We start from the raw sequence: 22520 nt of genomic DNA on the forward strand, positions 1-22520 counted from the left end.
CTCCGGGGCCGTCCCGTGCCATGTCCGGGCCCGTCCTGGGTAGCCGGAGGTGGAGGGACACCGACACGGAAGGGGGCGGAGGCCGAGGTGAGCGACTGCGGCGACCACGGCGACTACGGAGAAGTGCTCGACGCCGTCATGGAGAGGGTGCGGTCGCACATCGGCGAGGGCCGGGTCGCCGACTACATCCCCGAACTGGCCAACGTGGACCCGGACGAGTTCGGGTTCGCCGTGGCCACGGTGGACGGCGACCTGTACAGCGTCGGCGACCACTCCCGGACGCGCTTCTCCATGCAGAGCATCACCAAGGTGTTCACCCTGGCGCTGGTGATGAGCAGGTCCGGGGACAGCGTGTGGAAACGGGTCAACCGGGAACCCTCGGGCAACTCCTTCAACTCCCTGTACCAGCTGGAGTTCGAGAGCGGCGTGCCCCGCAACCCCATGATCAATCCGGGCGCGCTCATCGTCACCGACCAGCTGCTGACCGACACCGGGGACGCCGTCGGCGCGCTGGGGGAGCTGCTGTGCGCGGAGACCGGCGACCCCGACCTGCACACGGACAACCTGGTGGCGCGCTCGGAGGACGAGCACGGCGACCGCAACCGGGCGCTGGCCTACCTCATGTCGAGCTTCGGCAACATGCACAACCCGGTGCCCGATGTGCTGGACCACTACTTCCGGCAGTGCGCGATCACCGTCAGCTGCGAGGAGCTGGCCCGGGTGGGGCTGCTGCTGGCGCGCCACGGCAGGCGTGCGGACGGCTCCCAGCTGCTCAGCCGCTCCGACGCGCGCCGCGTCATGGCGGTGATGCTCACCTGCGGCACCTACGACGCCGCGGGCGAGTTCGCCTACCGCGTCGGCCTGCCCTGCAAGAGCGGGGTGGGCGGCGGCATCCTCGCGATCGTGCCGGGGCGCTGCTCGGTGGCGGCGTGGGGGCCCGGTCTGGACGCCAAGGGCAACTCGGTGACGGCGGCGCTGGCCCTGGAGGCCTTCACCGACATCACCAACTGCTCGGTGTTCTGACCACTCTGACCGCTCTGACCGCTCTGACCGCTCAGTCGTCCCCGTCTGCCGGTTCGAAGCCGCGGGACATGTGGTCCAGCAGCGCACGGTTCTGCTCGGGGTGGTCGTTGTCGGCCACCAGGAACAGGGCGTAGCCGATGTCCTCGGTGTGGAAGCCGCGGTTGATGGCGTGCATGTCGCCGTTGCCGAAGGTGAACTCCCAGTCGGCGGCGCTGACGTAGTCCTCGGTCCAGTCGGCCTCGACGTCCTCGATGCCGATCAGTTCGTAGCCGCTGAAGTTGCCGCTGCCGACGGGCTCGAACTCGCGCCAGTCGTCCCCGGCGTCGGGGTTGGGGTTGTCGGTCTGGTCCACCAGCAGGTAGCCGCCGTCGGGGTTGCGGAAGTAGACCATGTGGCCCTCGCGCTCGACGTTCCAGCCCTCGGGGACGTCCACGGAGAAGCCGCTGGAGTCCTCGTGGCGGGTGAGGGGCCCCCAGGCCTCCTCCACGCCGTCCTCGTCCCGCTCCTCCTCCGACTCCCCGTCCGAGGGCTCCGCGGACTCCCGCGGCGTCTCCTCGGCCGCGGACGCGCTCTCCTCGGCGGGGGGCGCCGGCTCCTCCGTACCGGGGTCGGCGGCGGCCTCCTGGCCCGAGCCGTCGACCAGTCCGGTGTCGGCCCCGCCCGAACGGTTCATGCTCACCAGGAGGCTGGTGGTGGCGCCCGCGACGAGGAGCACGAACACGGCGGCGGCGACCAGCAGCGTCCGCCGGACGGAACCGGGGCGTGCCTCACGTCGGGGGGCGGCCGGGCCGGGGGCCGGGCCCGGAACCGGCGGTTCGGCGCGGACGGCCGCCTCGGCCACCTCCTCCGGCTCCGGCGTGGGCACGGTGGTGACCATCGTGGGGGCGACCGCCTCGGGTGTGTCGTCCGCGTCCCGGATCTCGCGCAGCAGGGCGCGCACCTCACCGACCGACGGCCGGTCCTCCGGGCGCTTCTCGCACAGGGCCTCCAGGACCGGGCGCAGCGGACCGGCGTTGACCGGCTCGGGCAGGTCCTGGGTGACGATGGCGGTCAGCGTCGCCATCGGGGTCGGCCGTTCGAAGGGCAGGGTGCCCTCGACCGCCTGGTAGAGGGTGACGCCCAGGGCCCACATGTCCGAGGCCGGGGTGGCCGAGTAGCCGTGCGCGACCTCCGGGGCCAGGTAGCTCGGGGAGCCGATCAGCAGCCCGGTGCTGGTCAGGTGGGTGGAGCCGTCCAGGTGGGCGATGCCGAAGTCGGTCAGGACCGCGCGGTCGTTGCCCGCGATGAGCACGTTGCCCGGCTTGATGTCGCGGTGCACGATGCCGCGGGCGTGCGCCTCGGCCAGCCCCGCCGCCATCTGCTCGCCGATCCCGGCGGCCCGCCGGACCGGCAGCGCGCCCTCGTCGCGGACGATGTCGCCCAGGGAGGGGCCGCGGACCAGCTCCATGACGATCCACGGACGGCCGTCCTCCTCGGCCACGTCGAACACCGTGATGATGGCCGGGTGGCTGAGCTGCGCGGCGCTGCGCGCCTCGCGCAGCATGCGGGTGCGCAGCACCTCGACCTCGTGCGGGGGCAGGTTCGGCGGCGTGGTCAGCTCCTTGACGGCGACCGGCCGGTCCAGGAGGGTGTCGGTGCCCTGCCAGACCCGCCCCATGCCGCCGGAGCCGATGACCTCGTCCAGACGGTACCGGTTGACCAGGAGGCGACGGGGGTCGGCTTCGGAACTGTTCATGAAGGCGCTGTTCCTCTGTGGGGAGGGGCGGTGTGGGGAGTACGGGGCACGGCGGAGGAGGAGCCCCTGGGCGTTAGCGAGTCTAGGATCCCCCGGCCACTGTTGGCGCTCCCCGCCACGGTGTCATGTGCCTTCCCCGCGCGGGGGGTGTCCGGGCGCACGCCCCTGACATGGGCGGATTCCGCCGGAGGAGCCGCGCGGCGCCGGACCGGCGGGACGGGGATCACCGGGCGTGTCCGCCCGGACCGCGCCGCACGGGCGCGCGCGGGGGGCGGCGTCGGCCGTCGCAGCCTCCCCGGGGCTCCGGCCGACACGGGTGTGCGGGGGCCGTCTCAGGACCCGCGCAGCAGCCGTGCCAGGAAGTTCGGCGGGGACGACGGGCCGCCGGACGCCCGCCTCCCCGGCCCGGGCCCGTCGGCGGGCGGGGGCGGCGCGGCCTCCTCGGGCCCGCGGGGCGGGGGCTCCCGCGGGGTGAACTCGACGGGGAGCCGGACGGGGGACCAGGACAGGGCCGACAGCCGCCAGCGCAGCTGGTCGGGCGGGACGGCCAGGCGCAGCCCGGGCAGGCGGGTGAGCAGGACGCGCACCGCGACGGCGACGACGGTGGTCGCCTCCCCGATGGCGGGACACCGGTGCGGCCCCGCACCCCAGGCCACGTGCGCCCGGTTGGCGGTCTCCTCCATCCGCTCGGCGTTCTCCAGGGCGAAGAAGTGGTTCGCGGCGGCGGGGGCCATCAGCACGGGGGTGCCGACCCCGATCACCCGGCCGTCGTCGAGGGGCACGTCCACGCGCGGTTGACATCCTCTCCCGTTTGAAAGCGGGAGAATCCAGCTAACAGAACCCGTCCGCCGCTGGTGGTCTACGCTTCACAGCCCGCCTGACGGCGAGGGCTCCACGTCCTGGCACCCACAATGTCCTGGGGCGCTTCCAGCCTGGTCAGATACTCCACATTGCACGCGGCGTTGATGTCGGCGTGCGCCGCATACCCGCACCCCGGTGCCTTGCACACGAACCGGTCCCGCGACTCGCGGCTGCCCTCGGTGATGGCCTGGCATGCCGAGCAGCGCCGCGAGGTGTACGGGGCGGGCACCCGCACCAGGTGCCCGCCCCGGTCGGCGAGCTTGTACTCCAACAACGTGACCGTACGTCCCCACGCCTGACCGGCGATGGCACGGTTCAACCCGGACTTCTGTGCCACGTTGGTGCCCGGGGCCTCCACCGTCCCCCGGGCCGCGCGAACCATCCCGGCGATGTGCAGGTCCTCGACCCCCACCACACCGAACTCCTCAGCCAGGGCGTGCGTGACCCGGTGCTGCCAGTCCAGGGCACGGCGCTTGGCTTTCGCGCGCACCCCCGCGATCTGGTCATAGGTCCGCCGCAGCCGGTTCGAAGACGACTGTCCGGGTGTGCGCTGCCGCCGTTGACGTGCGGCTGTGCACTCCAACCGGCGCAAACGTTCGGCCTCACCTGGGGACAGCCACGGCCCGTGCTCACGGAACGTCCCATCGGACAGGGCGAGCGGCTTGGCCACACCCCGATCGATCCCCACCCCCGGGCCGATATGAGGCGCGGGCTCCTTGACCTCGGTGCGCACCCGTAGCACCACGTGCCAGCCGTGGGCCTCCCACACCAACCGCGCCCCAGTGACCTTGTTCGCGGCACCGGCGCGCTTGCCCACAGGCAAGTCCTTGGTCCACCTAAACCGGACCACACCGACCTTGGGGATCTGCACGATTCCCCACTTACGGGCCACACGTTTGATGTTCAAGTCCCGGCCTTGGGGGACGTCCACGCACATCCGTGAACGCAGCCGGGCCTTGAAGACGGGCGGGCCTGCCCGGCCCGCCCAGCAGTTCTGCCATGCCCGGAAGTAGGTCTTCAGGACTTGCTGTGCTGCTTGCGCGGGAAGGGCCGCCAGCCAGGGCAGGTCCTTACGGGCCTGACGAATAGCCGCATCAGCGTCAGCCAGGGACACTCGCCGGTTTTCGGAGGACATGGTCCACCAGGAGTGGAGCAGGTTCCACAGGGCGCGGGCGGCGTGGCCCTGGGTTTCCAACCCCGAGAGTTGGTCCTTGGTGGGGTAGAGGCGGGTCTTGTGGCCGCGTTCGCGCTTGATGTGTCACCTCCTGCCTGGTCTGGGTCGACCTTAGCGCGAGGGTGTGACGTTTCGTGACGGGCCTTTCACCCACCGACTGAAGCCGGTAGCACTCTCGCGAAAGAGAGGTAGAGGACGGGGAAGTTGGTGATCGGCGGGTCCCGCCACAGCACGCGGTCGAGGACCTCGGCCAGGGAGAGGTCGGAGGGCGGGACCGTGCCGTCCCGGAGGGGCCGGTCAGGAGGCCCGGTCGGCGGCCCCGTCCCTCGCCAGCGGGCGGAACCGGCGCAGCCGCTGGCTGTTGCTCACGACGAAGACGCTGGAGAAGGCCATGGCCGCTCCGGCGATCATGGGGTTGAGCAGCCCCGCCGCCGCCAGCGGGATCGCGGCGGCGTTGTAGGCGAAGGCCCAGAACAGGTTGCCCTTGATGGTGCTGAGGGTCCTGCGGGAGAGGCGGATGGCGTCGGCGGCGGCGCGCAGGTCGCCGCGCACCAGGGTCAGGTCGCTGGCCTCGATGGCCACGTCCGTCCCCGTGCCCATCGCCAGCCCCAGGTCCGCCTGGGCCAGGGCCGCGGCGTCGTTGACCCCGTCGCCGACCATCGCCACCGTGCGCCCCTCGCCCTGCAACCGCTGCACGACCTCGACCTTGTCGCGGGGCAGGACCTCGGCGATCACCTCGTCGATGCCGACCTGGTCGGCCACCGCACGGGCCACCGCCCGGTTGTCCCCGGTGAGCAGGATCGGGGTGAGCCCCAGCTCGCGGAACCTGCGGACGGCCTCGGCGCTGGTGGGCTTGACCGTGTCGGCCACCACCAGCACGCCCCGGACGCGGCCCTCCCAGCCCACCGCGACGGCGGTGCGGCCCTGCGCCTCGGCGTCGGCGAGGGCGGCGGCCAGCCGCTCGGGCAGGACGGCGCCGTCCTCCTCCAGCAGCGCGACCCGGCCGACGGCCACGGCACGGCCCCCGACGGTCCCCCGGACACCCAGGCCCTCGGCGTTGGTGAAGTCCCCGGGGGACGGGAGCGCGCCCACGCGGTCGGCGGCCCCGGCGGCGATCGCCCGCGCGATGGGGTGCTCGGAGGCGTTCTCCAGGGCCCCGGCCAGGCGCAGGACCTCCTCCTCGTCCTCGCCCTCGGCGGTGGACACGCCGGTCAGGGTCATCCGGCCGGTGGTGACGGTGCCGGTCTTGTCCAGCACGACCGTGTCCACGCGCCGGGTGTCCTCCAGCACCTCGGGGCCCTTGATGAGGATGCCCAGCTGGGCGCCGCGCCCGGTGCCCACCATCAGGGCCATGGGCGTGGCCAGGCCCAGGGCGCACGGGCAGGCGATGATGAGCACCGCGACCGCGGCGGTGAAGGCAGTCGGGGCGGACGCCCCCAGCACGAGCCAGACGACGAGCGTGGCGAGCGCGACGAGGATGGCGATCGGGACGAAGACCCCGGAGACGCGGTCGGCCAGGCGCTGGACCTCGGCTTTGCCGTTCTGGGCCTCCTCCACCAGGCGCGCCATCTGGGCGAGCTGGGTGTCCGAGCCGACCCGGGTGGCGCGCACGACGAGGCGCCCGCCCGCGTTGACGGTCGCGCCGACCACGGAGTCCCCGGGCGCGACCTCCACCGGCACCGACTCTCCGGTGAGCATGCTCATGTCCACGGCGGAGGTGCCCTCCTCCACCACGCCGTCGGTGGCCACCTTCTCCCCCGGCCTGACGAGGAAGCGGTCGCCGACGACGAGCCGGTCCACGGGCACCGGCTCCTGGCGGGAGTCCGCGCCGCGCAGGACGGTGGCCTCCCTGACCCCGAGTTCGAGCAGGGCGCGCAGGGCGGCGCCCGCGCGCCTCTTGGAGCGGGCCTCGAAGTACTTGCCGAGGAGGATGAAGGTGGTGACCCCGGCGGCCACCTCCAGGTAGATGTTGGCCGACCCGTCGCCGCGGGCGACGGTGAACTCGAAGGGGTGGGTCATCCCCGCCATGCCCGCGGTCCCGAGGAAGAGCGCGTACAGCGACCACAGGAACGCCGCCGACACCCCGAGGGAGACCAGCGTGTCCATGGTGGCGCTGCCCAGCCTGAGGTTCTTCCAGGCGGCGACGTGGAAGGGCAGCGCGCCCCAGACGACGACGGGCGCCGCCAGGGTCAGCGAGGCCCACTGCCAGTAGGTGAACTGCAGGGCGGGGATCATCGCCATCGCGATGACCGGCACCGACAGGACCGCGCTGACGATCACCCGGTCGCGCAGCGCGCGGGCGGGGTCGGCGGGTTCCGCGGCGTCCTCGGCCGCCTCGGGTTCGGCCCTGGGGACGGTGGCGGTGTAGCCCGCCTTCTCGACCTGGGCGACGAGGTCCTCCACCGGGGTGGGCGCGCCGTCGAAGGAGACGCGGGCCCTCTCGGTGGCGAAGTTGACGGTGGCGGTGACCCCGTCGAGCTTGTTGAGCCGTTTCTCGACCCGGTTGGCGCAGGCGGCACAGGTCATGCCGCCGATGTCCAGTTCGACCGGTGCGGTGTCGGCCCGGCCCGCCGCGGCTGCGCTGCTGCTCATAGTGCTTCCTCGGTCCTCCGTGACGTCCCCGTGCTCCCGTGGACGGTCCTGCGCTCCGGTGCCGGACGACCCCGGAGCCCGGCGCGGGCGGGCGTCCCGCCCGTGCGCCGGAACTCCCCCCGCGGGCCGGGGTCGGCGGTGCGCCGTTCCCGTCCGGACCGCGGGGCCGGTGTGCGCGTCAGCCGCGCACCTCGTACCCGGCCTCGTCGATGGCGGCGCGGACCGACGCGTCGTCGACCGGGCCGTCGCTGGTGACGGTCACCTTCTTGCTGTCGAGGTCGACCTCGACGTCGGTGACCCCCGCGACCCCGCCGACCTCCTCGGTGACGGAGTCGACGCAGTGTCCGCAGCTCATGCCGTCAACGGTGTAAACAGCGGTGCTGGTGGCAGCCATTTCGCCTCCTGGGGCATGTGTGCTGTACCGGCCCTCCTGGGACCGGCCTCCGATGCACTCAACATACCCCTTGGGGGTATGGTGCTGTCAAATGTCCGCCGAGCGCGCCGCCCGGGAAACGACGAAGGCCCCCGCACGTGACGTGCGAGGACCTCGGGCGGCGGCCACGGGGACCGGGGAGGCGTTCGGCGCCCCGGCGTGCGGCCCGGATACCCTCCCCCCGTTCTCCGGGGGCGGCCCGTGTTCGGACCGGAGAGCGGGGCGGCGGGTGCACCGGACTTCGCGCGGCGGGGCGGCCGGAAGCTGGGAGGGGGACGGGGGGACGGATCAGGAAAAGGGGAAAAAGGGGGCGGGGACTACTCGGTTTTGAGTTCCAGGCGGGCGACCACGCGTTCGCTCGCGTGGTGGTTGTTCAGCGTGAACCCGGCCCGCCGGAACATCTCCACCGTTCCCGTGTAGACCTCGGCGCTGGGCGCACGCCCTCCGGCGGTGTCCACCGGATAGGCCTCCAGGACGCGGGCGCCGTTGGCCCGGGCGTACTCGATCGCCCCGTCCAGCAGGCGGCTGCCCAGGCCGCGTCTGCGCCGACGGGGCGGGAGCCAGAAGCAGACCAGCGACCACACGCCGGGCTCGCGGGGATCGGCCGGGCGCAGGGACCGCGACCGGGACAACCGGATGAAGTCCTCCCGGGGGGCCACGGACACCCACCCGCAGGGGCCGTCCCCGTCGTAGGCGAGCAGGCCGGGCACCCGCCCGTCCAGGGTCAGGCGCCGCAGCTCCTCCTTGTTGTCCACACCGCGCTGGGAGCGGTCGCAGGAGGTGCTCGCCGTGTGGTCCTTGGCCCGCCTCCGGAAGAAGGTGCACCAGCAGTGCCCGTAGGCTCCGGTCGGTCCGAACAGGTTCTCCAGGTCTTCCCACCGCTCGGCGGTGGCGGGCTCGATTGAGACGATGGACATCGGACTCCCTCGACGAGACACACGGGCCGCCACAACTGTGATCCAGCACACTAGCGATTATTCGCCGTGACCGAAAGAACACAGATGCACTGAAAAGCCTTACCTGGTGGGTTCTGTCATCGAATGACCCCTTGAAGACGCCGGTGGGGCGGGGGATGCGTACTCCCCCGCCCCACCCGCGGACGGATCAGGACCCGGCCGGAGCGCGGGACGGCCCGGGGCCCCGGTGCGGCGCGGGCCCCGTCCCGCGGCCGTCAGACCCGGTCGGACTCGGCCGCCGCCTCCCTCTCCCTGGGCTCCCAGCACTCCACGCCGCGCAGGTCGGGCAGCCGGTCCCGCGTGAACACGGGGTCGATGCCCTGGCGCCGCTGGTCGTTGTAGTCCTTGAGCACCCGTGCCGCGATCGCGGCCAGCGGTGTGATGGCCACGAGGTTGATCAGCGCCATCATGCCCATGGTCGTGTCCGCCAGCGTCCAGACCAGGTCGATCGAGCCCAGCGAGCCGAGGAAGCTGGCCACGAGGAAGACGATCTTGTAGCCGAGCATGACGCGCCGGTCGGCGGTCAGGTACTCCAGGTTCGACTCGCCGTAGTAGTAGTTGCCCAGCACCGACGTGAACGCGACCAGGAGGATGATCAGCGTCATCAGGTGCAGCGCCCAGGGCCCCAGCGCCTCGGTGACCGCGATCTGGGTGAGGTCGCCCTCCAGCTCGCGCTCGGAGCCGCCCTCGTAGCCGATGAGGATGATGAAGGCCGTGATGGAGCAGACCACGAGGGTGTCGAAGTAGACGCCGAGGGTCTGCACCAGGCCCTGCTTGGCGGGGTGGCTGACGGCGGCGCTGGCCGCGGCGTTGGGGGCGGAGCCCAGGCCCGCCTCGTTGGAGAACATGCCCCGGCGCACGCCCTGGATGATCACCGTGCCCAGACCGGCGGCGGCGAACTCGCGGATGCCGAAGGCGTGCTCGAAGATGAGCGTGAACATCCCGGGGATGCGCTCGAAGTTCATCCCCACGATGATGATGCCCATGATCAGGTAGATCAGCGCGAAGGCCGGGATCAGCGCCTGGGCGGTCTGCGCGATCCTGCGCACGCCGCCGAAGATCACCATCGCGGTGACCGCGACGAGCACGACCCCGACCGCTGCCGACAGCCCCAGGCCCGCGTCCACGTTCATGTTCTGGGCGGAGTTGGTGACGGCCCCGGCGATGGTGTTGCTCTGCACGGCGTTGAAGACCATCGGGAAGGTCAGGATGAGGACGATGGCGAAGAGCACACCCATCCAGCGCTGGCCCAGGCCCTTCTCCATGTAGTAGGCCGGTCCGCCCCGGTAGCCGGTGGAGTCCCTGACCTTGTAGAGCTGGGCCAGGGTGGACTCGACGAAGCTGGCCGCGCACACCACGAGCGCCATCGCCCACATCCAGAAGACGGCGCCCGGGCCGCCCAGGGAGATGGCGACGGCCACGCCGACGATGTTGCCCGTGCCGATGCGGGCCGCGGCCGAGATCATGAACGCCTGGAGCGAGGAGACGGCCATGCCCCCGTCGGGAGCGGTCTCGGGCTTGCTCTTGAGCACCCGGAACATCTCCGGGAGCATCCGGAACTGGACGGCTCCCGTCCGGATGGTGAGGTAGACGCTCACCACCACGAGCAGCGGGATCAGGATCCAGGCCCAGAAGAAGTCGTTGTTGAACGTCGCGATGGCGTCGGTGAGGCGCGCGTCGAGGGTGGGTGCCGCGTCTGCGACTAACACGGGCGGGGCTCCTTTGCTCCGGAGAAGGACAACCGCTCCCACATACCCGTGAAGTACGCGTAATCACCATCCGGAACACGCCGTGCCCGGATGGTGATGTCCCCGTTATCCGACCCCGGTCGGCGGAGCCGCCCGGAGGCCCCGCGCGCAGCCGCCGGCTCAGCCCTCGTGGACCAGGTCCGCGTAGGACGGGTTCTTCTTGAGGTAGGCCTGCGCGAACGGGCAGATCGGCACGATCTTGAGCCCCCGGGACCGGATGTGGTCCAGGGAGTCGCGCATGAGGCGGCTCGCCACACCCTTGCCCTCGAAGGAGGGGTCGACCTCCACGTGCGGCAGGGCGTACACGCCCTTGTCGATCAGGTGGTAGGCGGAGAACCCCACCACCGCCCCGTCCGCGCTCACCTCGTAGCGCGAGCGTTCCGGAACGTCGACGACCGTCAGGTCCATGGCACTCTCTCCCACTCCCCGTGTTCGCGCACGCGGTGTGCGCGGGCCAATGACCACGTTCCCACACATAACCGTCGCGCACACCCCGGTCGAGCGGTCACCGTCCGTGACCGGGGCGGGCCGCGGACCTCCCGAGCCGCCGGCCGCCCGGACCTCCCGGACCGCCCCGGCCGCACAGACGGGCCGGACGGGAGGCCCGGGAGGCCGGACCGCACGGAAAACCGGACCGCGCGGAGGACCGGACCGCGCGGAGGACCGGACCGCGCGGGCGGCCGGGTCACCAGCCCCGGCGGGCGGGCCGCTCCGCCTGTCCCGCCGCGGTCGGGTACCGGTCCCGCGTGCGGTAGACGACGTAGGGACGGAAGAGGTAGCCGATCGGCGCGCTGAACGCGTGCACCAGGCGGGTGAAGGGCAGCAGCGCGAACAGCCCCAGGCCGACGAGGGCGTGCAGCTTGTACGGGGCCTCGGCGGCGGACATCGCCGCGACGTCGGGCTGGAGCACCCAGATGGAGCGGAACCACGGCGACACCGTCCGCCGGTAGTCCTGGGTGTGCCCGCCCGCCACCTCCACCCCGGCGAAGTAGGCGGTCATGCCCAGCCCGGTGACGATGGCCAGGACCAGCACCAGGTACATGAGCTTGTCGTTGCGCGTGGTGGCGCTGAACACCGGCCCCGTCGTGCGGCGGCGCCAGATCAGCAGGGCGATCCCGCCGAGCGTGCACACCCCCGCCACGAGCCCGAGCGACAGCGCGGTGACGTGGTAGACGGTGTCGGACACCCCGACCGCCCGGGTCCAGCCCTCGGGCACGAGCAGCCCGACCGCGTGGCCGCCGATCACCAGGAGCAGACCGATGTGGAACAGCGGGCTGCCGATGCGCAGCAGCCTGGACTCGTACAGCTCCGACGAGCGGGTCGTCCAGCCGAACCGGTCGTACCGGTACCGCCAGACGAGGCCGCCCACCACGAGGACGAGGACCGCGTAGGGCAGGACGCCCCACAGCAGCAGGTCGAGCGCGCCGTACCCGTTCACCGCTCCTCCCGGTCGTACCCGGGGGCCTCGGTCCGCGGCAGCGGCGCCCGCACCCCGTACGGTTCCAGGCCCACGTCCTCGGCGGGCGGCCCCTGGGCCGCGAGCCTGCGCACGGCCTCCAGGTCCCCGCGCTCCTGGGCGGGCAGGGTCATGCGGACCGCGTCCACGATCCGCGCGTAGGGCGTGCCGTGGTCGTGCAGGGTCCGGGCCATCAGGTCCAGGCCCGGCCGGAAGCGCAGCAGCAGGGCCTCGCCCGCGCGCGCGTCCCCCCGGGCCGCGAACTCCAGGACCACCGCCAGGTGGTCGGGCAGCTCGCGGTTCTCCACCCGCCACCCGGCCCCGGCGTAGACGCGCTTGACCTCGGCCAGGGCGTGCCCCCTGCGGCGGGTGTCGCCGTCGGTGTAGTAGGTCATGTGCAGGGTCCGGCGCCTGCGCAGGTCGAACACGTCCACGTAGTGCTCGCACAGCTCCAGCTCGGAGACGGTGGAGGCGTGGTCGCAGAACTCCTGGAGCGCCGCGCGCACCCCTCCCCTCGGCAGCTCCGCGACCGCGCGGGCCACCAGCGGCAGGCGTTCGAAGAAGGCCTGGTCGGGATAGCCGAGCAGGACCGAGGCGGCCTGGTGGGTGACCGCCACGCGGTGCGCCCTGCGAATGGCGCGCGCCTCCCCCAGCCACCCGGTGCCGCTCCGTACCGTCCCGCCCGCTCCCTCGGCGTCAGCGGTGGTGCTCATCCTCTCCCCCTCCTCGGCGGCGCGGCCTCACCGCCGCCGCCGTCGTCGTCACCACCCCGTCGGGGTGGGAAGAGCCCTGCGGGGCGGCCGTTACCGTCCCAGTTGAGGAGGTTGACCCGGCCGCTCGTGTCCGCCTGGGAGTCGCTGGTCTGGCGGGTGCGCAGGGCATGGAAGTTCTCCACGGTCGCCGACTGGGGCTGCCCGGAGGCCTCGCCGAAGGGCACGCCCCCGCCCATGCCGCCCATGCCCGGCCCGCCCTCGAAGTCGAGGCTGCACCCGATCTCGTCGATGACCCCGCGGTCGGCCTCGTCCACCCCGTAGGCGGTGGGGATGACGTAGCGCTCGTCGTACTTGGCCAGGGCCAGGAGCCGGTACATGTCCTCGATCTCGGTGCCGGTCATCCCGACGGAGGCGGCGATGGAGTCGTCGCGCTCCCGGCCCAGGTTGATCCGGCGCATGTGGGAGCGCATGGCCGCGAGCCGCCGCAGGACCAGGTCCACGGGGCCGGTGTCGCCCGCGGTGAACAGCTCGGCCAGGTACTCCACCGGGATGCGCAGGGTGTCGATGGCGGCGAAGAGGTTGTCGGAATCCTCGCCGTCGTGCCCGGTGGAGGAGAGCGCGTCCACCACCGGCGACAGCGGCGGGATGTACCAGACCATCGGCATCGTGCGGTACTCCGGGTGCAGCGGCAGCGCCACCCGGAAGCGCTTGGCCAGCGCGTAGACCGGGGAGCGGACGGCCGACTCCACCCAGCGGTCGGGGATGCCGTCGCGCCGGGCCGCGGCGCGCACGGCCGGGTCGGAGGGGTCGAGGAACACGTCGAGCTGGGCGCGGTACAGGTCCCTCTCGTCCGCCACCGACGCCGCCTCGCGGACCCGGTCGGCGTCGTAGAGGACCACTCCCAGGTAGCGCAGCCGCCCCACGCACGTCTCGGAGCAGACGGTGGGCATGCCCACCTCGACCCGCGGGTAGCAGAACGTGCACTTCTCGGCCTTGCCCGTCTTGTGGTTGAAGTAGACCTTCTTGTACGGGCAGCCGGTGACGCACATGCGCCAGCCCCGGCAGCGGTCCTGGTCCACCAGGACGATGCCGTCCTCGACCCGCTTGTACAGGGCTCCGCTGGGGCAGGCGGCCACGCACGACGGGTTGAGGCAGTGCTCGCAGATGCGCGGCAGGTAGAACATGAAGGTCTCCTCGAAGGAGAACCGCACCTTGTCGCCGAGCCTGCGCACGATCGGGTCCCGCCGGGTCAGCTCGGGCCCGCCGCCGAGGTCGTCGTCCCAGTTGGCGCTCCAGCTGACCTTCATGGGTTCGCCGGTGAGCGCCGACCGGGGCTCGGCCACCGGGAAGTCGTCGCCCAGGGGCGCGTTGGTCAAAGTCTCGTAGTCGTAGGTCCAGGGCTCGTAGTAGTCTTGGAGGGAGGGCATGACCGGGTTGGCGAAGATGGTGGCCAGCCGCTTGAGCCGCCCGCCCGCGCGTGGCTTGAGCCTCCCCCTGGCGTCGAGGACCCAGCCCCCCTTCCAGCGCTCCTGGTCCTGGTAGGTGCGCGGGTAGCCCTGACCGGGCCGCGTCTCGACGTTGTTGAACCACACGTACTCGACGCCGCTGCGGTTGGTCCAGGCCTGCTTGCAGGTGACCGAGCACGTGTGGCAGCCGATGCACTTGTCCAGGTTCATCACCATGGCGACCTGCGCCATGACCCTGCCGACCGGCCGCTCCCCTCCGGAGCCGCCGGTCCCGCCCCCGCCGCCGTGGGCCTGTGCCATCAGTAACGCACCTCCGTGGTCCGCTTGCGCACGACGGTGACCTCGTCGCGCTGGTTGCCGGTCGGGCCGAGGTAGTTGAAGGCGTAGGAGAGCTGCGCGTAGCCGCCGATGAGGTGGGTGGGCTTGACCAGCAGGCGCGTGAGCGAGTTGTGGATGCCGCCGCGCCTGCCGGTGGTCTCGGACTTGGGCACGTCGATGGTGCGCTCCTGGACGTGGTACATGTACACGGTTCCGGCGGGCATCCGGTGCGAGACCACCAGCCGCGCCACCACCACGCCGTTGCGGTTGACCGCCTCCACCCAGTCGTTGTCGGCGGCGCCGATCGCCTCGGCGTCGGCGGGGCTCATCCAGATCGTGGGACCGCCCCGGGAGAGGGTCTGGAGCAGCAGGTTGTCCTGGTACTCGGAGTGGATCGACCACTTGGAGTGCGGGGTCAGGTAGCGCACGACCACCTCGCGCTGGCCGGTCGGGCCGAGCCGGGGCTCGCCGAACAGGCGGCTGATGTCGAGCGGCGGCCGGTAGACGGGCAGGGCCTCGCCGAACTCGTGCATCCAGTCGTGGTCGAGGTAGAAGTGCTGGCGGCCGGTGAGGGTGTGCCAGGGCTTGTCGTGCTCGACGTTGATGGTGAACGGCGAGTACCGGCGGTCGGGGGCCTCCTTGCCCGACCACTCCGGGCTGGAGCCCACCGTCGTGGGACCCCGGCTCGCGTCGGAGAAGACCACCCGGCGCTCGGCGGCCTGGTGGATCAGCTCGTCCATGTCGGTGCCGGTGCGCTCGGACAGGAGGCGGAAGCCCTGCGCGGCCAGGCGGCCGTTGCTGGTGCCGGACAGCGCCAGGATCATCTCGCAGGCCTTGACGTCGGTGTCCAGGGACGGGCGGCCGTCGGCTACCCCGCCCCGGACGGCGCCGTTGCGCTGGCGCAGCCACTCCACCTCCTGGTCCGGGGTGAAGGACACGCCCTTGACCGGCAGCCCGCGGGACTCGGCCAGCGGCCCCAGGGCGGCCAGCTTCTGCGCGACCTCGGAGTAGTTGCGGCGCACGGCCACGACGGCGGGCATGGTCCGGCCGGGGACGGGCCGCGCGCCGTCCGCCTTCCAGTCCGGCGGGACGCCGTGCGGCTGGGCCAGCTCGCCGGGGGTGTCGTGCTGGTGGGGTACGGCCACCAGGTCGGTGACCTCGTCCAGGTGGTCGGCGGCCAGCGCGCTGAACGCCTTCGCCAGGGCGTGGAAGGCGTCGAAGTCGGTGCGGGTCTCCCAGGGCGGGTCGATGGCCGGGTTGAACGAGTGCACGTAGGGGTGCATGTCCGTGGTGGACAGGTCGTGCTTCTCGTACCAGGTCGCGGCGGGCAGCACGATGTCGGACAGCAGGGTCGTGCTCGTCATCCGGAAGTCGATGGACAGCAGCAGGTCGAGCTTGCCCTCGGGGAGCTCCTCGCGCCAGGTGACGTCGGCGGGCCGGTCCGCGGGCCCGGCGGGCTCGGCCATCAGGTTGGAGCGGGTGCCGAGCAGGTGCTTGAGGAAGTACTCGTTGCCCTTGGCCGAGGAGCCGAACAGGTTGGACCGCCACACGGTGAGGACCCGGGGCCAGTTGGCGGGGGCGTCGGGGTCCTCGGCGGCGAAGCGCAGGTCACCGCTGTGGAGCTGGTCGGCGACGTACTCCGCGGGGTCCTGCCCGCGCTCGCGCGCCTCGCGTCCCAGGTCGATCGGGTTGCGGTCGAAGGTCGGGTAGGAGGGCATCCACCCCATGCGGGCCGAGGCGGCGACCAGGTCGGCGGTGTGCTGGCCGCGCACCCGTCCCGGGCCGAGCGGCGAGGCGAGGGCGTCGGCGCGGTAGGTGTCGTAGCGCCACTGGTCGGTGTGCAGGTACCAGTAGGAGGTCCCGGCCATGAAGCGCTGCGGCCGGGTCCAGTCCGCGGCGGAGGCGAACGCGGCCCACCCGGAGGAGGTGCGGCACTTCTCCTGGCCGACGTAGTGGGCCCAGCCGCCGCCGTTGACGCCCTGGCAGCCGGTGAGCAGTAGCAGGGACAGGAAGGCGCGGTAGGCGTTCTCACCGTGGAACCACTGGTTGGTGCCCGCGCCGAGGATGATCATGGCCCGGCCGCCGGACTCCTCCGCGGTGGCGGCGAACTCGCGGGCGATGCGGGCGGCCCGGTCGGCGGGGACCCCGGTGAGTTCGGCCTGCCAGGCGGGCGTGCAGGGCTCGGCGGGGTCGTCGTAGCCGGTGGGCCAGGTGCCGGGCAGGTCGTGCCGGTGCACCCCGTAGTGGGCCAGGACCAGGTCGAAGACGGTGGTGACGAGGCGTCCGCCGACCCTGCGGACCGGAACGCCGCGGGTGAGGACCCCGGCCGTGCCGCCGGGAGTGTCGAAGCGGTTCAGGGCGACCTCGGCGGCCTCCCCGCCCTCCGCGTAGAGGGTGAGGGCGGGGACGCGTCCCTCCAGGTCCAGGTTCCACCGCCCGGCCCCGGCCTCGCCCCAGCGGTGGCCGACGGTGCCGTTGGGCGCGACGGGGGCGTCCTCGCCCTCCGGCCAGAACACCGGCTTCCACTCGGCGTTCTCCCCCGTGTCCCCCAGGTCGGCGGCGGTGAGGAACTTGCCGGGGACGAGGCGGCCGTCGCGGCTGTCCAGGGCCACCAGGAACGGCAGGTCGGTGTAGCGGCGCACGTAGTCGTCGAAGCGCGGCGTGGTGCGGTCGACGAACCGCTCCTTGAGGATCACGTGCCCCATGGCCATCGCCAGGGCCCCGTCCGTGCCCGGGTGGGGCGCCAGCCACTCGTCGGCGAACTTGGTGGCGTCGCTGTAGTCCGGGGAGACGACCACCACCTTCTGGCCCCGGTAGCGGGCCTCGGCCATCCAGTGGGCGTCGGGGGTGCGGGTGACGGGGACGTTGGAGCCCCACAGCACCAGGTAGGCGGCGTCCCACCAGTCGCCGGACTCGGGGACGTCGGTCTGGTCGCCGAACACCTGCGGCGAGGCCACGGGCAGGTCGGCGTACCAGTCGTAGAAGGACAGCATGGAGCCGCCGAGCAGGTTCACGAAGCGCGCGCCCACGCCGTGGGAGACCATCGACATCGCGGGGATCGGCGAGAACCCGGCGACGCGGTCCGGTCCGTACCTTCGGATGGTGAGCACGTGCGCGGCGGCGGCGATCTCCAGGGCCTCGTCCCAGGTGATCCGGACCAGCCCGCCCTTGCCCCGGGCCCGCTGGTAGCGGGCGCGCCTGTCGGGGTCGGCGGTGATCTCCTCCCAGGCCGCCACCGGGTCGCCCAGACGGGCGCGCGCCTCGCGGTACATCCGCACGAGGACGCCGCGCGCGTAGGGATAACGGACGCGGGTGGGCGAATAGGTGTACCAGGAGAAGGCGGCGCCGCGCGGACATCCGCGCGGTTCGTATTCGGGGCGGTCCGGGCCGACCGAGGGGTAGTCGGTGGCCTGCGTTTCCCAGGTGATGATTCCGTCCTTGACGTAGACGTCCCAGGAACACGAACCCGTGCAGTTCACGCCGTGCGTGGAACGGACCACGCGGTCGTGGCTCCACCGGTCGCGGTAGAAGGAGTCGCCCTGGCGTCCGCCCTTCCTGACCTGGGCGCGGTCGCCGTCCAGCGGCTCGGATCGGGTGAGGTGGTTGCCCAGTGCAAGAAGGGCGTTCCCCGCGCCGCCTTTTTTGCTTTCCGCCGCCATACGGACAACACCCCGTTTACCGTTCCTTGGCCCCCAGCGGGGACGCCGGGCCATAACCCACTGCATTCCGCCAACAAATATGCCTTCTCCGGCGTGAAAAAGGCGCATCCCACACCGGATCGGGTGACAATCGCCTGGAGCGGTGGAGGAAGGAATGCGCATATGCGTACGGAATCGGGAAGAAGGGTGTCGCACCGCGGCACGGCGGGCGGCAACCTCGCGCTGGCCACGGCGGCGTTCACACTCACCTTCTGGGCGTGGAACCTCATCGGGCCCCTGTCGCGCACCTACACCGAGAACCTGGGGCTGACACCCACGCAGACCTCGATCCTGGTGGCCTTCCCGGTTCTGGTGGGGGCGCTGGGGCGCATCCCCGTGGGCGCGCTGACCGACCGCTACGGCGGGCGGCTGATGTTCACGGTCCTGTGCTTCGCGAGCATCGTGCCGACGTTCCTGGTGGGCGTGTCGGGCGACTCCTACGGGATGCTGCTGCTGTGGGGCTTCGTCCTCGGCGTCGCGGGCACGTCGTTCGCGGTCGGCATCCCGTTCGTGAACGCCTGGTACCCGGCGAACCGGCGCGGGTTCGCGACGGGCGTGTTCGGCGCGGGGATGGGCGGCACCGCCCTGTCGTCCTTCCTCACCCCCTGGCTGGTGGACACGGTGGGACTGTTCACCACCCACCTGCTGCTGTGCGCGGCGCTGGCGGCCATGGGCGTGGTGATGTGGCTGATGTGCCGGGACTCGCCGGAGTGGCGGCCTCGCACGGAGCCCGCGCTGCCGCGCATGGGAGAGGCCGTGCGGCTGCGGGCGACCTGGCAGGCGTCGCTGCTGTACGCGGTCGCCTTCGGCGGTTTCGTGGCCTTCTCGACCTACCTGCCGACGCTGCTGACGCTGGCCTACGACTACGCGCAGACCGCCGCGGGTCTGCGCACCGCCGGGTTCGCGGTGGCGGCCGTGGCCGCCCGGCCGGTCGGCGGCGTCCTGTCGGACCGGATCGGCCCGGTGCGGGTGTGCCTGATCTCGTTCCTCGGCACCTGCGTGTTCGCGGTCGTGCTGGCCCTGCACCCGCCCGCGGAGTTCCCCGCCGGTGCGGCGTTCGTGCTGATCGCGCTGTCGCTGGGACTGGGCACCGGGGCCGTGTTCGCCCTGGTGGCCAAGCTGGTGGAACCGTCGAGGGTGGGCACGGTCACGGGCCTGGTGGGCGCGGCCGGCGGGCTGGGCGGCTACTTCCCGCCGCTGCTCATGGGGGCGGTGTACCAGGCGACCGGGGCCTACACGCTGGGTTTCGTGCTGCTGGCGGCGGTCGCCCTGGCGGTGGCCCTGTACACCTGGCGGGCCTTCGCCCACGTGCGGGGTTGAGGCGGCCGGGAGCGGGGCCGCACGGCCGTCCACAGCCTGTGGACGACCCTGGGCCCGTGGACGGCGCCGGGGCCGGGAACCGTGGGGCAGGCGTCTGGGTCGTGTTCCTCGGACCATTCCGGGCTCGCGACCACCGGGCTGCCTCTCGCTGCGCCGGTTTCGCTTGGAAAGCCAACCAGGCTGACCTACGCGAACCGTCTCGCGAGAGATTGCCCGGACGGCCGCTCGCTGATCCGAAAGCCTCCGCGGAACACTCCCTAGGGCGCGATGTCGCGGGCGCGCACCAGCACCGCGGCCCGGTTGCCCACCTTCACCCGCTCCAGCGCGCGCACGCCCTCGGGCAGGGCGACCCGCCGGGTGCGGGCGGTCACCACCGCGACGGCGTGCTCGGGCAGCACCCGGCCCAGGGAGGCCAGCAGTCCCCGCATCGGCTCCCCGGCGCCGCCGGGGACGTCCCCCTCCCACCGGGTCATCTCGCCGTAGGGCACGTCCGTCACCACCAGGTCGGCCTCCACGCCCTCCTCCAGGGAGAACACGTCGGCCACGGCCGCCTCGTGGGGCAGGTCGCCGCCCTGCGCGGCCAGCCCCGCCGCCAGGTCGCGGGCGGCCTCGGCACGCTCCACGAAGGCCACGCGGCCGAAGTCGCGGGCGGAGCGGCGCAGCTCCTCCTCGCGTTCGGCGAGCCCCTCGGCGGTCAGCAGCCTCAGGTTGCGCGCGGCCAGGGCGACCGCGTCGGCGTCCACGTCGGTGGCGCGGACGCCGGTGAGCAGGTCGCGGTGGAGCAGGCCCAGCACCGTCGCCAGGTACCCGCTGCCGCAGCACGGGTCCCACAGGCGGACGGGCTCCCCTCCGGTGTGCACCATCGCGCGCTGGAACAGCTCACTGGCCAGCCGCACCGGAAAGCCCGGAAAGCCCGGCGCGGACCGCAGCACGTGCCCGCTCGCCAGGGCCGAGTGGTCGGTCCGCTCGACGGCGTACCGGTAACCCAAGGTCCCTCATGCCCTTCTGTGTCCGTGTCGGCCGCAGAACGCCGAAGGCCCGGTGTCTGTTCGACACCGGGCCTCCATCATGCGGTCCTGACGGGATTTGAACCCGCGGCCTCCACCTTGACAGGGTGGCGAGCACTCCTAACTGCTCCACAGGACCTCGCTGCATGAACAACTCTAGCGCGACTTCGGAGTACTTCGTACCGGCGGCCGCCTAGAGTGGCGGGAAACGCCCAGGAGAGTGGAAGGAACCGGCGTGAACGAGTTCTCGGCGCCCCTGCCGTCGGGCCCGGAGAGCACCCGGGTCGACCGCTGGCTGTGGGCCGTACGCCTCACCAAAACGCGCTCCGACGCGGCCCAGGCCTGCCGGGGCGGGCACGTGCGCGTCAACGACCGTCCGGCCAAGCCCGCCACCACGGTCAAGGTCGGTGACGAGGTGCGCGTCCGGCTGCACGGGACCACGCGCACGGTCGATGTGGGCCATGTCATCGAGAAGCGCGTGAGCGCGCCGCTCGCCGCGCGCTGCTACACCGACAGGACGCCGACGCCTCCGCCGCAGGCGACCACTCCCGTCATCCGGCGCGACCGGGGAGCCGGAAGGCCGACCAAGCGCGACCGCCGCATGCTGGACAGGCTGCGCAGCGACTTCCCGCCGGGCCCGCCCGCTCCGTAGCGTGCGGTCGGCGGAAACGGGCGCGGTCGGCGGAAACGGCCGCGCCCGGGGCTCCGGTACCGCCGACCGGTACCGCCCGTCAGTCCAGCGCGGGGAGCGGGTGCTCGGCCAGGAAGTCCAACACCTCGCACGTGGCCTTGGCCGCGTCCTCGTGCAGGTAGCCGTGGCGCATGCCGGGCAGGACCAGCAGCCGGGCGTCGGGGACGCGTTCCGCCAGCAGGGCGGCGTTGCCGACCGGGGTGAGGACGTCGTCCTCACCGTGCACGACCAGGGTCGGCGCCTGGACGGAGGGCAGCAGGTCCCACCCGTCGTAGCCCGAGCTGGCGCCGAAGTGCAGGCGCTGGGCGCGCAGCGGCCCGCGCGGCAGGACGCGGGTGACCGTGTCGGGGTGGGCGGCGGCCCACTCGGGGCCGTAGAAGAGTTCGGCGATCAGGTCGCGCCCCTCGGCCGTACCGGCCCGGCGCAGCGCGAGGGTGGCCGACCTCGGGCGTTCGACCTCGTTGCTCCCGCCCGGCGCCGTGGAGCCCAGCACGAGCGCGCCGACGCGCCCGGGCCGGGCGGCCGCGAAGGTCTGGGCGACCTTCCCGCCCATGGAGAACCCGTAGACGTGCGTACGGGAGATGTCCAGGGCGTCCAGGACGGTGAGGGCGTCGTCCACGAACAGGCCGAAGGTGTAGGGCTCGTCCAGGGGCGCGTCGCTGCCGCCGGTCCCCCGGAAGTCCATCCGCACGACCCGGTGGCGCCGGGCCAGGTCCGCGTGCACCCCGTCCCACATCTCGTGGTCGAGGGACTGCCCGTTGAGGAGCAGGAGCGGGTCGCCCTGCCCGAGGACGTCGTACCAGATCCGGGTTCCGTCAGCTGCGGTCACGTGGCTCACGGGTCCGGACACTACCCGAGGAGCCCCGCCCGCGCCGTGGTCGGCGTCACCCCGCCGCCCGGAGCGGCCCGGAAACACGAAAGCCCCCTACTCCGGAACTCCCAGGACACGGCGCTTCGTGGGAGGGCAGGAGCATCCAGCGGGCAGCCGCCGGAGGCGCCCACCGGCCAAGGCAAAGGCCCCGCCGCCTGCTTCCGCAGGTGGCGGGGCCTTTTTGCATGTCTGCTGGTTGTGGCTAGGGGCGGGGTCGAACCGCCGACCTTCCGCTTTTCAGGCGGACGCTCGTACCAACTGAGCTACCTAGCCGCACTCGCCGATCTCTCGGCGACGGCGGTCCTGACGGGATTTGAACCCGCGGCCTCCACCTTGACAGGGTGGCGAGCACTCCTAACTGCTCCACAGGACCTTGTTCAGTTGTCGCACCGGGCCTCGGCCCCGTGCTCTCGCTGCGGTTCTCATTCTGCCAGATGTCCGGTAGTGCTCGAACCGCC

General features: G+C 72.4%; 17 protein-coding genes and 3 tRNA genes. 3 read left to right on the top strand and 17 right to left on the bottom strand.

Features of this window, described 5'->3' with window-relative positions; genetic code table 11:
* The first annotated feature begins 87 nt into the window (after window positions 1–87).
* Complete coding sequence (locus AC0VX6_RS26510; RefSeq protein WP_302475373.1) at window positions 88–1023, top strand: glutaminase; 936 nt, start codon at window positions 88–90, stop codon at window positions 1021–1023.
* Window positions 1024–1054: 31 nt separating this feature from the next.
* Here the strand turns inward: AC0VX6_RS26510 and AC0VX6_RS26515 are convergent, their stop codons facing one another.
* From AC0VX6_RS26515 to AC0VX6_RS26570, 12 genes are all read right to left on the bottom strand, one after another.
* Window positions 1055–2758, bottom strand: a complete 1704-nt coding sequence (locus tag AC0VX6_RS26515; RefSeq protein ID WP_475466638.1) for a serine/threonine-protein kinase — start codon at window positions 2756–2758, stop codon at window positions 1055–1057.
* 332 nt (window positions 2759–3090) lie between these two features.
* A complete protein-coding gene (locus tag AC0VX6_RS26520; RefSeq protein ID WP_475466640.1) occupies window positions 3091–3546 on the bottom strand; it encodes a hypothetical protein in 456 nt (151 codons plus the stop codon).
* Between the two features lie 71 nt (window positions 3547–3617).
* Window positions 3618–4814, bottom strand: a complete 1197-nt coding sequence (locus AC0VX6_RS26525) for an RNA-guided endonuclease InsQ/TnpB family protein (protein WP_475466641.1) — start codon at window positions 4812–4814, stop codon at window positions 3618–3620.
* 276 nt (window positions 4815–5090) lie between these two features.
* The gene (locus tag AC0VX6_RS26530; RefSeq protein WP_475466642.1) at window positions 5091–7385 is read right to left on the bottom strand and encodes a heavy metal translocating P-type ATPase; all 2295 of its coding nucleotides are present in this window, start codon (window positions 7383–7385) and stop codon (window positions 5091–5093) included.
* Between the two features lie 178 nt (window positions 7386–7563).
* A complete protein-coding gene (locus tag AC0VX6_RS26535; protein ID WP_475466644.1) occupies window positions 7564–7779 on the bottom strand; it encodes a heavy-metal-associated domain-containing protein in 216 nt (71 codons plus the stop codon).
* A 356-nt stretch (window positions 7780–8135) separates the two neighbouring features.
* On the bottom strand, window positions 8136–8735 hold the full coding sequence (locus AC0VX6_RS26540) for a GNAT family N-acetyltransferase (RefSeq protein WP_475466646.1): 600 nt from the start codon (window positions 8733–8735) through the stop codon (window positions 8136–8138).
* Window positions 8736–8989: 254 nt separating this feature from the next.
* Window positions 8990–10483, bottom strand: a complete 1494-nt coding sequence (locus AC0VX6_RS26545) for an alanine/glycine:cation symporter family protein (RefSeq protein ID WP_475466648.1) — start codon at window positions 10481–10483, stop codon at window positions 8990–8992.
* A gap of 159 nt (window positions 10484–10642) precedes the next feature.
* Entirely contained in the window at window positions 10643–10930 is a 288-nt protein-coding gene (locus AC0VX6_RS26550; RefSeq protein WP_017563820.1) for a GNAT family N-acetyltransferase, read from the bottom strand.
* Between the two features lie 277 nt (window positions 10931–11207).
* Entirely contained in the window at window positions 11208–11960 is a 753-nt protein-coding gene (narI, locus tag AC0VX6_RS26555; protein ID WP_248772534.1) for a respiratory nitrate reductase subunit gamma, read from the bottom strand.
* Complete coding sequence (narJ, locus tag AC0VX6_RS26560; RefSeq protein WP_274975165.1) at window positions 11957–12691, bottom strand: nitrate reductase molybdenum cofactor assembly chaperone; 735 nt, start codon at window positions 12689–12691, stop codon at window positions 11957–11959. Before narJ ends, narI begins: the two co-directional genes overlap by 4 nt.
* Complete coding sequence (gene narH, locus AC0VX6_RS26565) at window positions 12688–14457, bottom strand: nitrate reductase subunit beta (protein ID WP_475466650.1); 1770 nt, start codon at window positions 14455–14457, stop codon at window positions 12688–12690. The genes narJ and narH overlap by 4 nt, the downstream gene beginning before the upstream one ends.
* Window positions 14457–18134: a nitrate reductase subunit alpha gene (locus AC0VX6_RS26570; protein ID WP_274975167.1), complete on the bottom strand. Its 3678-nt coding sequence runs from the start codon at window positions 18132–18134 to the stop codon at window positions 14457–14459. Before AC0VX6_RS26570 ends, narH begins: the two co-directional genes overlap by 1 nt.
* 162 nt (window positions 18135–18296) lie before the next feature.
* On the opposite strand from AC0VX6_RS26570, the gene AC0VX6_RS26575 reads away from it, so the two are divergent.
* Window positions 18297–19493 carry an MFS transporter gene (locus tag AC0VX6_RS26575; protein WP_475466652.1) on the top strand — a complete coding sequence of 399 codons (1197 nt, stop codon included), beginning with the start codon at window positions 18297–18299 and terminating at the stop codon, window positions 19491–19493.
* Between the two features lie 257 nt (window positions 19494–19750).
* On the opposite strand, the gene AC0VX6_RS26580 is transcribed toward AC0VX6_RS26575, so the two are convergent.
* Together AC0VX6_RS26580 and AC0VX6_RS26585 are read right to left on the bottom strand one after the other, a co-directional pair.
* Window positions 19751–20482 (bottom strand): rRNA methyltransferase, encoded by a 732-nt coding sequence (locus tag AC0VX6_RS26580; RefSeq protein WP_274975169.1) that lies wholly within the window; start codon window positions 20480–20482, stop codon window positions 19751–19753.
* 82 nt (window positions 20483–20564) lie between these two features.
* A tRNA-Asp gene (locus AC0VX6_RS26585) sits at window positions 20565–20639 on the bottom strand.
* Window positions 20640–20735: 96 nt separating this feature from the next.
* On the opposite strand from AC0VX6_RS26585, the gene AC0VX6_RS26590 reads away from it, so the two are divergent.
* Window positions 20736–21152: an RNA-binding S4 domain-containing protein gene (locus tag AC0VX6_RS26590; RefSeq protein WP_274975170.1), complete on the top strand. Its 417-nt coding sequence runs from the start codon at window positions 20736–20738 to the stop codon at window positions 21150–21152.
* 79 nt (window positions 21153–21231) lie between these two features.
* Here AC0VX6_RS26590 and AC0VX6_RS26595 read toward each other — a convergent pair whose 3' ends face one another.
* The 3 genes from AC0VX6_RS26595 to AC0VX6_RS26605 form a co-directional block, all read right to left on the bottom strand.
* Window positions 21232–22029 carry an alpha/beta fold hydrolase gene (locus tag AC0VX6_RS26595; protein WP_274975171.1) on the bottom strand — a complete coding sequence of 266 codons (798 nt, stop codon included), beginning with the start codon at window positions 22027–22029 and terminating at the stop codon, window positions 21232–21234.
* A gap of 232 nt (window positions 22030–22261) precedes the next feature.
* A tRNA-Phe gene (locus AC0VX6_RS26600) sits at window positions 22262–22335 on the bottom strand.
* A 25-nt stretch (window positions 22336–22360) separates the two neighbouring features.
* Window positions 22361–22435, bottom strand: a tRNA-Asp gene (locus AC0VX6_RS26605).
* Window positions 22436–22520: the final 85 nt, after the last annotated feature.

It is taken from the genome of Nocardiopsis sp. iso_25, from assembly GCF_056173305.1.